Annotated in this window: 14 protein-coding genes; 8 read left to right on the forward strand and 6 right to left on the reverse strand. The window is 44.0% G+C overall.

Going from position 1 to position 12,004, the window contains the following annotated elements; genetic code table 11:
- The first annotated feature begins 135 nt into the window (after window positions 1–135).
- From ACFO4O_RS00650 to ACFO4O_RS00660, 3 genes are all read left to right on the forward strand, one after another.
- A complete protein-coding gene (locus tag ACFO4O_RS00650; RefSeq protein ID WP_382405481.1) occupies window positions 136–2,613 on the forward strand; it encodes a M1 family metallopeptidase in 2,478 nt (825 codons plus the stop codon).
- Between the two features lie 86 nt (window positions 2,614–2,699).
- Window positions 2,700–3,191, forward strand: coding sequence for a DUF6702 family protein (locus tag ACFO4O_RS00655; RefSeq protein ID WP_382405286.1), 492 nt, complete (start codon window positions 2,700–2,702; stop codon window positions 3,189–3,191).
- A 62-nt stretch (window positions 3,192–3,253) separates the two neighbouring features.
- Window positions 3,254–3,616, forward strand: coding sequence for a hypothetical protein (locus tag ACFO4O_RS00660; protein WP_382405288.1), 363 nt, complete (start codon window positions 3,254–3,256; stop codon window positions 3,614–3,616).
- A gap of 55 nt (window positions 3,617–3,671) precedes the next feature.
- Here the strand turns inward: ACFO4O_RS00660 and ACFO4O_RS00665 are convergent, their stop codons facing one another.
- From ACFO4O_RS00665 to ACFO4O_RS00675, 3 genes are read right to left on the reverse strand one after another with little or no spacing between them, the layout of a single operon-like run.
- Window positions 3,672–4,811, reverse strand: coding sequence for an ABC transporter permease (locus tag ACFO4O_RS00665; protein WP_382405289.1), 1,140 nt, complete (start codon window positions 4,809–4,811; stop codon window positions 3,672–3,674).
- Window positions 4,811–5,785, reverse strand: coding sequence for an ABC transporter ATP-binding protein (locus ACFO4O_RS00670; RefSeq protein ID WP_382405290.1), 975 nt, complete (start codon window positions 5,783–5,785; stop codon window positions 4,811–4,813). The genes ACFO4O_RS00665 and ACFO4O_RS00670 overlap by 1 nt, the downstream gene beginning before the upstream one ends.
- Window positions 5,782–6,747 carry an HlyD family secretion protein gene (locus ACFO4O_RS00675; RefSeq protein WP_382405291.1) on the reverse strand — a complete coding sequence of 322 codons (966 nt, stop codon included), beginning with the start codon at window positions 6,745–6,747 and terminating at the stop codon, window positions 5,782–5,784. Before ACFO4O_RS00675 ends, ACFO4O_RS00670 begins: the two co-directional genes overlap by 4 nt.
- A gap of 279 nt (window positions 6,748–7,026) precedes the next feature.
- On the opposite strand from ACFO4O_RS00675, the gene ACFO4O_RS00680 reads away from it, so the two are divergent.
- The 3 genes from ACFO4O_RS00680 (at window position 7,027) to ACFO4O_RS00690 (ending at window position 8,823) form a co-directional block, all read left to right on the forward strand.
- Complete coding sequence (locus tag ACFO4O_RS00680; RefSeq protein WP_382405292.1) at window positions 7,027–7,215, forward strand: hypothetical protein; 189 nt, start codon at window positions 7,027–7,029, stop codon at window positions 7,213–7,215.
- A gap of 2 nt (window positions 7,216–7,217) precedes the next feature.
- Complete coding sequence (locus tag ACFO4O_RS00685) at window positions 7,218–7,427, forward strand: hypothetical protein (protein ID WP_382405294.1); 210 nt, start codon at window positions 7,218–7,220, stop codon at window positions 7,425–7,427.
- Window positions 7,428–7,893: 466 nt separating this feature from the next.
- Window positions 7,894–8,823: a LysR family transcriptional regulator gene (locus ACFO4O_RS00690; protein WP_382405296.1), complete on the forward strand. Its 930-nt coding sequence runs from the start codon at window positions 7,894–7,896 to the stop codon at window positions 8,821–8,823.
- On the opposite strand, the gene ACFO4O_RS00695 is transcribed toward ACFO4O_RS00690, so the two are convergent.
- Window positions 8,820–9,215: an MAPEG family protein gene (locus tag ACFO4O_RS00695; RefSeq protein WP_382405297.1), complete on the reverse strand. Its 396-nt coding sequence runs from the start codon at window positions 9,213–9,215 to the stop codon at window positions 8,820–8,822. The genes ACFO4O_RS00690 and ACFO4O_RS00695 overlap by 4 nt on opposite strands.
- 235 nt (window positions 9,216–9,450) lie before the next feature.
- Here ACFO4O_RS00695 and ACFO4O_RS00700 point away from each other — a divergent pair, with 235 nt between their 5' ends.
- The gene (locus ACFO4O_RS00700) at window positions 9,451–10,251 is read left to right on the forward strand and encodes a hypothetical protein (RefSeq protein ID WP_382405299.1); all 801 of its coding nucleotides are present in this window, start codon (window positions 9,451–9,453) and stop codon (window positions 10,249–10,251) included.
- 101 nt (window positions 10,252–10,352) lie between these two features.
- Window positions 10,353–11,033 (forward strand): DUF3299 domain-containing protein, encoded by a 681-nt coding sequence (locus tag ACFO4O_RS00705; protein ID WP_382405300.1) that lies wholly within the window; start codon window positions 10,353–10,355, stop codon window positions 11,031–11,033.
- A 234-nt stretch (window positions 11,034–11,267) separates the two neighbouring features.
- On the opposite strand, the gene ACFO4O_RS00710 is transcribed toward ACFO4O_RS00705, so the two are convergent.
- Both ACFO4O_RS00710 and ACFO4O_RS00715 read right to left on the reverse strand, forming a co-directional pair.
- A complete protein-coding gene (locus tag ACFO4O_RS00710) occupies window positions 11,268–11,462 on the reverse strand; it encodes a helix-turn-helix transcriptional regulator (RefSeq protein WP_382405301.1) in 195 nt (64 codons plus the stop codon).
- Entirely contained in the window at window positions 11,459–11,893 is a 435-nt protein-coding gene (locus ACFO4O_RS00715) for a hypothetical protein (RefSeq protein ID WP_382405303.1), read from the reverse strand. The genes ACFO4O_RS00710 and ACFO4O_RS00715 overlap by 4 nt, the downstream gene beginning before the upstream one ends.
- Window positions 11,894–12,004 lie beyond the last annotated feature (111 nt).

Below are 12,004 nucleotides of genomic sequence, written 5' to 3' on the forward strand. Positions count from 1 at the left end.
CACCCAAATAGCGACAAAAGCTCACATTTTTCTAACAATGCTGATTTTATCTTCGAAAATAGTTACACTTTAGACTTACTAAAGCATAATTCGTCTCTACCCCCCTTTGAGACCCGTCCAAAAAAGGTTCCCACAATGACATTCAGGCTTGCTAAGCTTTTCATCTTTAGCGTTCTCTCGCTATATCTCAGCGTTTCTATTGCAAACATCAATCAAACAAAAGGCGACTTTGAAGATAAGTTTCGTCAACTCGACGAGGTATTGCCTACCCCAAATGTTTATCGTAATGCAGCAGGCGAGCCCGGTCATATGTATTGGCAGCAGAAGGTAGATTATGTAATAAGAGCGAGCTTAGACGAGCAAAACCGACGCATTGATGCATCACAAACAATAAAGTATCAAAACAACTCCCCCGACACTCTTAAGTATTTGTGGGTTCAGCTAGACCAAAATAAATTCAAAAATGATTCTATGTCTGCGCTTACCACAACATTTGGCGGCATTGGTAATCGAGGCCCAGCGACCAGCGCCGCAAGCGACAACTCTCCGGCAAAACTCAGTCTGGCGGCGCTGCGTCGCCAGCACTTTGTCGACGATGTTGAGCTAGGTTACACCATAAAAAAGGTCGCTTTATCAAACGGCAAAGCACTTAAACACATCATTGTGGGCACGTTGATGCGTGTTGACCTCAACACGCCGCTGAAAAGCGGCGACAGCGTAAAGTTTGATATCGACTTTGCTTTTAACATCGTTGAGGAGGATGCAGTTTCAGCGCGCGCTGGTTATGAACATTTTCCTGACGACGCCAGAGAGGGTGGCAACGATATATTCTTACTTGCCCAATGGTTTCCAAGGCTTGCGGCCTACACCGATTACGAAGCATGGACAAATAAAGAGTTTATTGGTCGCGGGGAGTTCACGCTTGAGTTTGGCGACTATGACGTGAGCTTAACCGTACCGGCTGATCATATTGTGTCGTCAACAGGCGTGCTCGCAAATCCCAACGATGTGCTCACGCGTGAACAGCGCAATCGTTTAAAAGAAGCAGAAGATGCCAAGCGCCCAGTGTTTATTGTTACCGAACAAGAAGCGCTAGAGAACGAAAAAGAAGGCACTGATAAAACCAAAACATGGCGGTTTAAAGCACAAAATGTGCGCGACTTTGCATGGGCATCCTCTCGTAAATTTATGTGGGACGCAAAAGGTTACCAACAAGGAGGCGAGGAGCAGCCCTTGGTTATGGCCATGTCATTCTATCCCAAAGAAGGCGGCGACCTCTGGAAAAAATACAGCACCGAGTCGGTTATTCATACCATGGAAGTGTATTCACGTTTTTCCTTCGATTACCCGTATCCGGTGGCGCAATCGGTTAATGGTCCAGTGGGCGGTATGGAATATCCGATGATCACCTTCAATGGTCCGCGCACCGAGCTGAGAGATGACGGTTCGCGCACCTATTCACTCGCCGAAAAGCGTTTTCTTATTGGCGTGGTTATTCATGAAATAGGGCATATTTACTTTCCGATGATCGTCAACTCCGACGAACGTCAATGGACTTGGATGGATGAGGGGCTGAATAGCTTTTTGGATGGTGTTGCCGGCAGAGAATGGGACCCAGATATTCCATGGGGCGTTGAGCCACGCGACATTACTGACTATATGAAATCGAGCGTGCAAGTCCCAATTATGACGCAGTCTGATTCTGTATTGCGCTTAGGACCTAACGCCTATACCAAACCGGCAGTTGCACTTAACATATTGCGCGAAACGATTATGGGCAGAGAGCTCTTTGATTTTGCCTTCAAAGAATACGCCCTGCGATGGAAGTACAAACGCCCTACGCCTGCTGATTTTTTTCGGACTATGGAAGAGGCTTCTGGCATCGATTTAGATTGGTTCTGGCGCGGTTGGTTTTATAGCACCGACCATGTGGATATTTCGTTAGATGCGGTTTACAAACTTCGCTTAGATACAAAAGACCCTGACATCGACTTTGCTCGCGAACGCCAAGCAGAACAAAACAAGCCACTTTCGATTACCGTTGAACGTAATCGTAGTGAGGGAGATTTATGGGTTGAGCGCAACCCAGATGTTCGCGATTTTTATGATGACAACGATATTTATACCGTCACCAATAAAGAGCGCAATGCCTACCAAGCCTTTTTAAAAAGCTTAGATCCTTGGGAAAAAACCGCATTTGAACGTGCTGTAAAAGAAGACAAAAACTACTACGTAATGGACTTTTCAAATCATGGTGGTTTAGTCATGCCAATTATTATTGAAATGACCTTCACCGACGGCACAACTGAGATGCTGCGTATACCAGCTGAAATATGGCGACGTTCGCCTAAAGCGGTGCAAAAATTAGTCGTGACTGATAAAAACAAGATCATTGACAAGGTCGTGGTTGACCCACGTTGGGAAACGGCGGATGTTGACGTGCATAACAACCATTATCCCCGCCAAATTATTGATTCGAGGATTGAAGCATACAAACGTAAGCCCTCTACCAGCAAAGTACGTCGCGATATTATGAACGATATCAAAACCGAGCTGAAAGAAGACCTTGATACCAGTGATGACGATAACGAGAACGAAGACAATGACGATTAATGCACACGCGCATCCACTGTAGTAGCAAATGGAGCATTGAGTTGAACATAGCATTGACCAAGATCAGCAGGATAAACGCATGCATAATGATGTTTGTGTTAGCAGCCGCCACGGCGCTATACAGCCCTGCAACACTTGCTCATCAGCAAAAGCTAGCGCTCAGTAAGGTAGTGGTCAACCCGCGGACTGACATGCTTGAAATAATGCATCGCTTTGAGCTCCATGACGCAGAGCACGCAGTTAAGGAAATATTCAAGTCAGATGCCGATATTATCCAGTCACTTGAAACACAAGCGCAGTTTGCGCAATACGTTTACGCACGATTTGGCATATACAAGGCAAACGGCGAGGCCCTCGACCTAGTTGAAGTTGGCTTTGAGATTGAGGGAAAACATTTTTGGGTGTATCAAGAAACGCCTCTGCCGGATAGTCTTGAAGGTCTGCAGGTTGTGCACAACGCCCTGCGCGATATTTGGTTTGCCCAGAGCAACACGGTAAATATAGAAATCGGCGATAAAATTAAGACTTTGAGTTTTACGGATAATACTGAAGTCCTAAGTGTTAACTTCACGCAATGATGTTATTAATATGTATCTAAGATAAATAAACGCATTAAGCGATACATGCACTGAGAGGCAAAATGTCGAAAGGTTCACGGGTAAAAGCGCAAAAACAGGCTCAGCAAGAGGCGAGCTTGGCGGCAAGTAGAGAGCAAAAAGCAGAACAGCAAGATAAACCGGCTACTGCGCACAGTGCTTTTAGCGACCCTAAAAATATCAATTGGGTGCTGATCTCGGGCGCCATGGCACTTACCGTGATTGTGCTTTTGTTTTTACCGCAACAGCTTGGCGCAGGCATTACCTCGGTATATAGCATCATGCTTTGGACAGGCTTATTTGGTACAACATTATTTAGGTACATGGGCAAAAGCGGCTGGATAGGCTTTATTAGCGGCTCGGTAGTGGGCATGCTACTGCATATATTTGCGCCACTGCTTGCTTAAGTTGGGAGCAGGTTGTTTGCCGTCCATATCCCAAAATTTACCGCACACGCTAAACTTAATCTAATGTTGGCTTAAACCGCAGCATGGCAATCAGCGCAAACAACACCACAAAAGCACTTAAAGCAAACATTTCACTTGCCACAACATTAAACTCTGCGCCTTTTAGCATCACAGCCCTAACAACCCTTAAAAAATGCGTCAGAGGAAAGGCCTCGCCTAGTATTTGCGCCCACTGCGGCATTCCTTTAAACGGGAACATAAAACCAGAGAGTAACAGTGACGGCAAAAAGAAAAAGAAGGTAAGCTGCATCGCCTGCATTTGCGAGCCGGCTACCGTCGAGATGAAATAGCCTAACAAGACCAATGCCATCACAAATAGCAGCACAGCGCACAGCAATAATGAAAGACTGCCCACAAAAGGCACACTAAATAAAAGGTGCGCTGCAATTAAGATTACTCCCACCTGCACAGCCCCTATGCTCAGGTAAGGTAGCACTTTTCCTAACATGATCTCGAAGGGCGTGGTGGGCATCGACAAAAGATTTTCCATTGTGCCACGTTCGGTTTCGCGAGTGAGCGCCATCGATGTCATCATTACCATGGTCATCTGTAAAATAACGCCAAGCAAGCCGGGCACAATATTATACTGCGTAATACTTTGAGGATTATAACGCTTATGAACAATGATGCTTACCGCGCTCTGCTCCCCGGCTTGCAAATGTGCAGAACTCTGGGTACTAAGCTCAGCAATCGCTCGGTTTACGGCTGGTTGGATAGATGAGAGTGGCCCTGCGCTTATGGCGGGGTCGGTGGCATCCACGTCGATTAAAATCAGCGCTTGGTCTTTACGTTGCACCCTGCGTGAAAAATCGCTCGGGATGGTCACTACGAACGATACCTCGCCCTTCTCCAATAAAGTTTCAGCCTCATGCTCACTGTCGACAATATAATCGAAGCGAAAATAATCTGTTTGTTCCAACTTAGAAACAATTGCGCGCGAGTATGGGTCTTGGCTAAGTGCTAGCAATGCGCTGGGTAGCTGCTTTGGGTCGCTATTAATTGCATATCCAAACAGCACGAGCTGCAGTAGAGGAATAAACAGCATCATGGCAAAGGTCACGCGATCGCGACTCATTTGAATGAGCTCTTTTTCAAACACCGCATAAAAACGCGCAAGAATAAAAAAATCGGCCATTAGACACTCTTTTTGTTGGAAGAAATTAGCTGAATAAATACATCCTCTAGACTAGTTTCACCCAGCACAGCTTTACATTGCGTTGCATTGACTACTTCGTCAAGCGCCTCTTTCAGCGCGTGCAGATTGCTGCCGACCACGTGCAAATTCATACCAAAGGCAGCGATTTGCTCTACCTGATGATAGGCGCTCAGCATCCGGTGAGCGTCGTTTAAGCGCGCACCACTCACAATAAATGTATATAACTGCGAATTTGCAATAACCTCAGAGACACTTCCCGAGGCTTTTAGAGACCCATTGCTAATATATTTAATGACGTGACAACGCTCAGCTTCGTCCATATAGTGAGTGGATACCAGCACAGTTAAGCCATTGCCTGCAAGTCGGTGTATTTCGTCCCAAAATTCCCTTCTAGCTTTAGGGTCAACGCCCGCCGTCGGCTCGTCTAACATCAGTAATTCTGGCTTATGCATGGTGCAAGCGGCAAGGGCTAAACGTTGTTTCCACCCGCCCGATAGCTCACCTGCTAACTGATGACGACGCTCAGTAAGCCCTAAGCTTTGCAGTGTTGTTTCAATAACAGACTTTATGGGTTTGAGCTCATACAAACGCGCAACAAATCGCAGGTTTTGCTCAATCGATAAATCTTCATAAAACGAAAAGCGTTGGGTCATGTAGCCAACTTTATTTTTAATGGCGCGTTGCTCTGCCAAAATATCGTGACCTAAGACTTGCCCATGCCCACTATCAACATCGAGCAAGCCACATAACAAGCGAATAGATGTTGTTTTACCCGACCCGTTAGGCCCTAAAAAACCGCAGATTTGCCCTCGGCGCACCTTAAGGGATAAATTGTTTACTACATGCTTATCGCCAAAATGCTTATTGAGTAAATGTACATCGATAACAGGCTCTGCATTCATATCCTGAAGTACATTCGGGTCAGAGGCTTGCCTATCAACGGTATCGTTCAATTTTTTGCCTCTGAATAGCTTACAATTTGTCCGGGCGTTAATGATGATGCCGCGGTGTTAGGACGCGCCTCAATTAGATACACAAGTTTTTGGCGAGACTCTGTGGAGTAAATCACCTGCGGTGTAAACTCAGGGGAATCAGAGATGTAGGTAACAGTGGCATTTTTAATGTCGTCGCAACCGTCACAGGTAAGCGAGATATCGCCGCCTACGGTAAACGATGAAAGCTTATTTTGCGGCACATACAGCTTAGCTAGCACGGCATTATCGGGCAAGAGCGATAATACCGGCGCTTGCGGACCGGCGAGCTCACCCTCCCGCCGTATTACATCAAAAACCGTACCGGCAGACGGCGCGGTGATTTCACGCTGATTTAAACGCAGCTGTGCCAAAGATACCGCTTGTTGCTGCTCTTCAACTGCTGCAAGCGCGGCGCTTATTTTGTCGTTGCGAGCAGGGAGTTTTGCTAATGCTAAATTAGCCTTAAGTTGCTCTAGTTCAGCCTCTTTAACTGCAAGCTCGGTTGACGCTTTATCAAAATTTGCTCGACTGTCTTGCCCAGCATTTAGCAAACGCTCCTCTCTTTGCAATGTACGTTTAGCCTCTTCCACCTGGGCATTAAGGGACTTCTCGGTCGCCTGCATTGCTGCAATTTCTTCGCTGCGTTTACCCACCATTAAATCGTTTAACTCGGCCTTTAGCTTTTGCAAGCTGGCTTTACTGCGCGCTAGGTTAATTTCAGCGTCGCGCGTATCAAGGCTAACAATCGTCTGGCCCCGCTCTACTGTATCGCCGCGTCTCACATGCACCTTTATAATTTCGGCGCTTTCCAAAGGCGCCATAAGCACATATTCACCCTCAACATAACCGCTGATTTTTGGCGCGGGCTCAGAGCACGCGCTTAGAAACAAAACTAAGGCAACGGCACAAACCTTTAAATACATATTCGAGTGTTTTTTCATAGAGCTCTTCTAGGCAGTAACAACCGGTAAAATATATTGATTATATTTACAGCTATTTAACGCTAGCACAAGTTCACAAAGCATTCGCTTTTCCGAAAACGAACTGTACTGATGTACATCTATTAATGCCGTTGTAACTTTAATAAAGTGAGTCATGCTTTGATGAATACGGTAAAGCTGTTGATGCAAAAATGCGGTCACCACGTTCACGAGCTACTCTTGCTCTCACTAATTATGTTGTGAGCACTTTTTTAAAACAATATTTGATAAGGATTTCACATGAAGCAAATAGCTCAAAACGAAATGGAAAATGTTACTGGCGGAATAGCAATTTTATGGGGTCCAGCATGGACAGCAGTGTCTGCAGCGTTCGTTGCTACAGATGCTAGCCAAAATGCTAGTTCAGGATTTAACGATGGTTTCAAACAGCGTGCATCAGAGTTACGCCAATTGAATGGGTGGGACTAACGATGCAATGTATAGACGAAAAGCAGATTAATGAAGTTGGCGGCGCAGGTGCTTGGGATGATTTTTGGAACTGGGTAGGCCGACAGGCTGGCGATTCACTAGCCGAATCAGCATATAGCTCAGGCTCTAAAAGACTTCACGACATCGGAGCGGGTAAGGGAGAGCAGTCATTAGATAGCTATTTAGCTGGTCAAACCGATCCTCTTTTGTAACACTAAACCCAATGCAAAACAGAGCAATCGGGCTGTTGGTATCAGCCCGGTTTATAGAGAGAGCCGCTATGTTAAAAAAAATGATATTTAACACCTTCTTTTATTACGGAATTTACCTAGCCTACATTAATCTAGTGCATCTAATTTTTGAAGGTAAGTTAGGATTTTTAAGCGAGCCTGAAATGATATTTTTCTTTTTTGTTTTAGCCGTTATAAACGAAGCTTTATTTCAGAACGACGCAAGAAAGCAACTGAGGTTAAAATAGCAGGAGTCAGTGCTTCCTCTACGAAACAATAGTTTTAACATCCGCCTGCATTTAGTATCGAATCGAGCATACAAAGCCCATCGAGGTTTTGTAACATTGCGTCGAAACAGCATTCGCGATATTTAAAACATTTTCTTATCTTGTAAAAATGGCTCAAAAACGCAACAATTCTTATTAATTTAAAGACAACTTGGTGAATTTTGAGCCAGTCTCGTAAGCATTTAAAGCAAATAAATTGGGAAGATATTCGTTATCTTGGCGCTATTTATCAGTATAAAAGCGTGAGAGCGAGTGCTAGGTTTTTAGGTGTGCATCATTCAACCGTCAGTAGGCGCATGGATGCACTAGAGCACTCAGCCTCAAGCAAACTGTTACATCGCACCCCTGAGGGTTTTGTACTCACAGAAGCAGGCGAATTGTTGGCGCAGACCGCGAACAATATCGAGGACATGGTATTCAGAGCGCAAAGATTAATTGCAGGAGGTGAGAGCGCGCTGAAGGGTAAAATTACCGTAAGCATGCCCGAGCCGATTGCCACTCAAGTGTTTGCAAAGCATTTGGCGCAATTCAGGCAACGCTATCCGAAACTAGAGGTTTGCATGTCGTCTACCTATGAAATGGTAGATTTGGCTAGGCAGCAAGCCGATATTGTTATCCGTTTGAGCAATTCACCAGACGAAAACCTGTTTGGTAAGCGTCTGTTTTCGTACTACAGCTGTGCTTATGTGGCGAAGGATGCAGAAAAAAGACTGAGTCAGAATAATTGGCAGGATTGTCAATGGATTGCGTGGAGCGAGACCTCAAGCATTGATACATCATGGCTGCGTGATTCGGGTTTAGACCGCATTAAGTTTTGGGGAAAATTCCCCGACTTGATTATGCAAACTGAATTAGCGGCTAAAGGCCTAGGCCTTGCATTTTTACCATGTTTTTTAGGTGATACTCATCCAAATTTAACGAGAGTAAATTCTGCTAAACCCATTAAAGAGCGCGATTTATGGATATTGACTCACACTGATCTCAAAAAATCGAAAAAAGTTAGAGCATTTATGCAGTTTGCCGAACAAATACTGCTCCAGTATAAGCCTCAGTTTGAAGGTGATTTAACTGAGGCCCAAACATCAAACTAGACAAAGCTCAGTAGTATCCAAATTGCGCCCGTTAAAATCATAACTATTGTGGCAAACATGCCAATTGGACGGAAAATCGATGGTCCAATCTCAGTTAATCCAATGTAATGAAATATTCTGCCTAATATCAGAGCGATACCAAGCGAATGTAACCAAAGCGCTGAGGCGCCTAACATCTCCATTGCGATGAGAATAAAAACTGCGATGGGTACTGTCTCTATAAAATTTGCTTGCCCTCTAACACGTCTTAGCATCTCAGGATCGTCACCCGTCCCAATAAAAATCTTGGATTTGAGCCGATATAACCCAGCGCGCATTGTAAATGGAATGAACAACAAACCAAGTAATGCAATATAAAGAGGTGAAGTATGTAAAATGCTAAGAGAGTCCATGTTTGCTTTCCTACTGATGAATTGTGAGTCAATAGTATGCATTGCATTTTATCGCTGAGAAGACGCATTTTTTGCAACGGCTTGTTGCAATAATGCGCCAGAGACGCTGACTTATTTGTCAATATTCTTAATTACTTTTTCACAGATAGTATGTATGTTTACTGAAGAGCCAGAAACGTAAAATCACTCTGGGCGCTTGCTTCCAAAAAACGACCAATATAAAAATAAGAAGACTATGAAGAAAAGAATTAAAAAAATTTTGATATCGCTACCTGCTGTTTTATCTATCCCAATAATCATTATACGTACCTTGCAACCTGAATCATCCATCCTGCCAGAGAATATCCTTGATGTGCTTGCTCTTTCGTGCCTAGTCAGTATCACAGGCTTATTGTTTTTAGTAGACAATGAGGAAATGAGCGTCAAATTTGATAAAATTAATCACAGATTATCTGACGCACTTTTATTTTCAAAAGGTAATCTTACGGCTATTCGCCCCGCCAAATCACCCTCTATTTGGACAGGTTTTAAAGGCTCAATGTATATCGTGAATCCGCCCTTGAAAATGGTGGAGGCTTCTGAAGATAGCTACCAGTCGTTGGTCGAGTCGCATGCTGAGAGATTCAATGATGATGAATTTAAAATGGGGCACTACGTCTTTTTTGAAAAAGGAGACCAAGGCAGATATTTCCCTGAAGCGATACCATTATTCATAAAATTTATGAGTGACGTTGAATCGTTGGCTCCCGCTCTTAAACAAAAGCTTCGCATCAGCGTTGCAGATATATCTGCTCCTGGCTTTACCTTTTTTTGCGGCGCGAAACACGTTGCCTCTGAAAAAGGCCTAGAAGCAGTAAGTTATGCAATTACTTACATCAATGAAGAGCCTTTGATGTATCAAAACGGCTTTTCAAATTGGGCTTTTATTTCACTTAATGAATCGTATAACTCCACGCTAGAGGACTATGCCACTGGTTTGCAACACCGAAGTAAAAGTTATGCATGGGATGAGTTTAAGCGCAAATATGCATCCTAAGTGTCCCTATTGTTTTAGATAAAATAGCTTGGAATAAAAACTCGCGCGTTAAACATCTAAGATGCAGTATTACTTAAATATTAGGGCCTTGTTAGCTGCTTATGAAAAACACTAATAAATCAAAATTCGCGATGCGGTTTTTTGCAGGCTTGCTCGCTTTGATAGGGCTAGCTTACGTATATGCCTACATAAATAGTCATACAGACTTTGCTTCTTGGTTAGGTTTCAGTCCTTATTTGTACGAGACAGACGATATCGCTTTGCAGCAAAAATATAGTTCGCAGTCTGCAAATGCTATTCAATGGTCTCAGTTGTTGCCGCCAAACGAAAAGCAGATCCTGCAACAATATCAGCAGCAACAAGCAAGCACGCCTACTGAGTTTGCGGACAATATTTTGCTGTCTCTACGAGCAAGTGTGGACGAAGAGTACAGCGCTGCCATGAATTCAATAAATAGCGTAGACACCTTCGATGGCAAAGCAGTGTCGATTGCTGGATTTATTGTGCCTATTGACTATGCTGAAGACAAAAGTTTGAGCAATATCTTTATCGTGCCGTATTACGGAGCCTGCTTACACTTTCCGCCACCACCACCGAATCAAATCATTTTTGCTCAACTTGGTAAGGGCTTTACGGAATTTGAATTAACGCAGGCTTACCGCTTACGGGGCATTATGCGCAGGGGCTTGTTTGAAGACCCATTAGGCACTTCTGCATATATTTTAGATGTTGTTAGCATTGAACCTTTTGCAGATAATCCGGATGACTTTAGGCAGCATTAAATCATCAATTTATGCACTATTCGTTGTAAGAGGCGTGTTTTTAGCCAAGGCCATGGAAACTACGCAGCTCTCCATGCGGACATATCAGCGAACCACGCTCCTTGCTCAGACCATTGCAGCTTTATTGGGGAAAAAGAGTAGATCAATAACACTTGGTCGAAGCGCACAGTTTTAGGAGCTTCGACCGTATATTGAATGAATCAACGAGTTGTGGCGAGGAGTCTAAAAACCCCTTTACTCTTCGGGCTGAAAAATTTCTTCAACCGACGTACTAAAAAGTTTGGCTGCTTTGAACGCTAAAGACAAACTAGGATCATACTTTCCTTTTTCTATAGCAATAATCGTTTGTCTAGAAACATCCAGAGCATCAGCAAGATCGGCTTGGGTCCAATCTCGCTCTGCTCTTAGCACTTTGAATCTATTTTTCATGCATACTTCCTTGTCGAAAACATGATACCTACAAAATAGGTAATACCCATGACGAATAAAATACTTGAAGGATTTGGTGAGAATGTGACTAGCCGGACGGCTTCAACTAATCCAAATATAGCGCCAAAAACCATGCATACGCCTAATGACAAGGCCATCGCCTCTAGTTGTATGCGCTGTTGCAATTCATCGAGGTCTTGCAGGTGTTGCTTGTTCGCCATGATCATTTTATAGCCCATCACCAGATTGATAATCACGGTGCAGCTAGTAATGACCGTATGATAGTCCCACAAAAACTTTGAGCCAAAAGAAACTATGGCTAAGCTCACTAGCCATAGGCCGGTCCATAGTGCTAGTTGTTTGGTATTACGACGGGTCTTCGACCGAATACTCTCACCATTTGTACGTTTATCTATGTCTTGTGTTGTCATATTTTGCTCACTTTAAAATTGTTGATGCTTATGCTGCTTGCCACCACTGCCGCTTATACAAAACAGGCAACGATAGTTCTCACAACATCCAAACAAAAAGTAAAGCGTCCT

The sequence above is a fragment of the Glaciecola siphonariae genome, from assembly GCF_042652645.1.
In the GTDB taxonomy this organism is placed as follows: domain Bacteria; phylum Pseudomonadota; class Gammaproteobacteria; order Enterobacterales; family Alteromonadaceae; genus Glaciecola; species Glaciecola siphonariae.

Excerpts from the sequence above, each read along its gene's own strand:
- ACFO4O_RS00650 (WP_382405481.1), top strand. The coding sequence starts at position 136 with ATGACATTCAGGCTTGCTAAGCTTTTCATCTTTAGCGTTCTCTCGCTA.
- ACFO4O_RS00655 (WP_382405286.1), top strand. The coding sequence starts at position 2,700 with ATGATGTTTGTGTTAGCAGCCGCCACGGCGCTATACAGCCCTGCAACA.
- ACFO4O_RS00660 (WP_382405288.1), top strand. The coding sequence starts at position 3,254 with ATGTCGAAAGGTTCACGGGTAAAAGCGCAAAAACAGGCTCAGCAAGAG.
- ACFO4O_RS00665 (WP_382405289.1), bottom strand. The coding sequence starts at position 4,811 with ATGGCCGATTTTTTTATTCTTGCGCGTTTTTATGCGGTGTTTGAAAAA.
- ACFO4O_RS00675 (WP_382405291.1), bottom strand. The coding sequence starts at position 6,747 with ATGAAAAAACACTCGAATATGTATTTAAAGGTTTGTGCCGTTGCCTTA.
- ACFO4O_RS00680 (WP_382405292.1), top strand. The coding sequence starts at position 7,027 with ATGAAGCAAATAGCTCAAAACGAAATGGAAAATGTTACTGGCGGAATA.
- ACFO4O_RS00685 (WP_382405294.1), top strand. The coding sequence starts at position 7,218 with ATGCAATGTATAGACGAAAAGCAGATTAATGAAGTTGGCGGCGCAGGT.
- ACFO4O_RS00695 (WP_382405297.1), bottom strand. The coding sequence starts at position 9,215 with ATGGACTCTCTTAGCATTTTACATACTTCACCTCTTTATATTGCATTA.
- ACFO4O_RS00700 (WP_382405299.1), top strand. The coding sequence starts at position 9,451 with ATGAAGAAAAGAATTAAAAAAATTTTGATATCGCTACCTGCTGTTTTA.
- ACFO4O_RS00705 (WP_382405300.1), top strand. The coding sequence starts at position 10,353 with ATGAAAAACACTAATAAATCAAAATTCGCGATGCGGTTTTTTGCAGGC.
- ACFO4O_RS00710 (WP_382405301.1), bottom strand. The coding sequence starts at position 11,462 with ATGAAAAATAGATTCAAAGTGCTAAGAGCAGAGCGAGATTGGACCCAA.
- ACFO4O_RS00715 (WP_382405303.1), bottom strand. The coding sequence starts at position 11,893 with ATGACAACACAAGACATAGATAAACGTACAAATGGTGAGAGTATTCGG.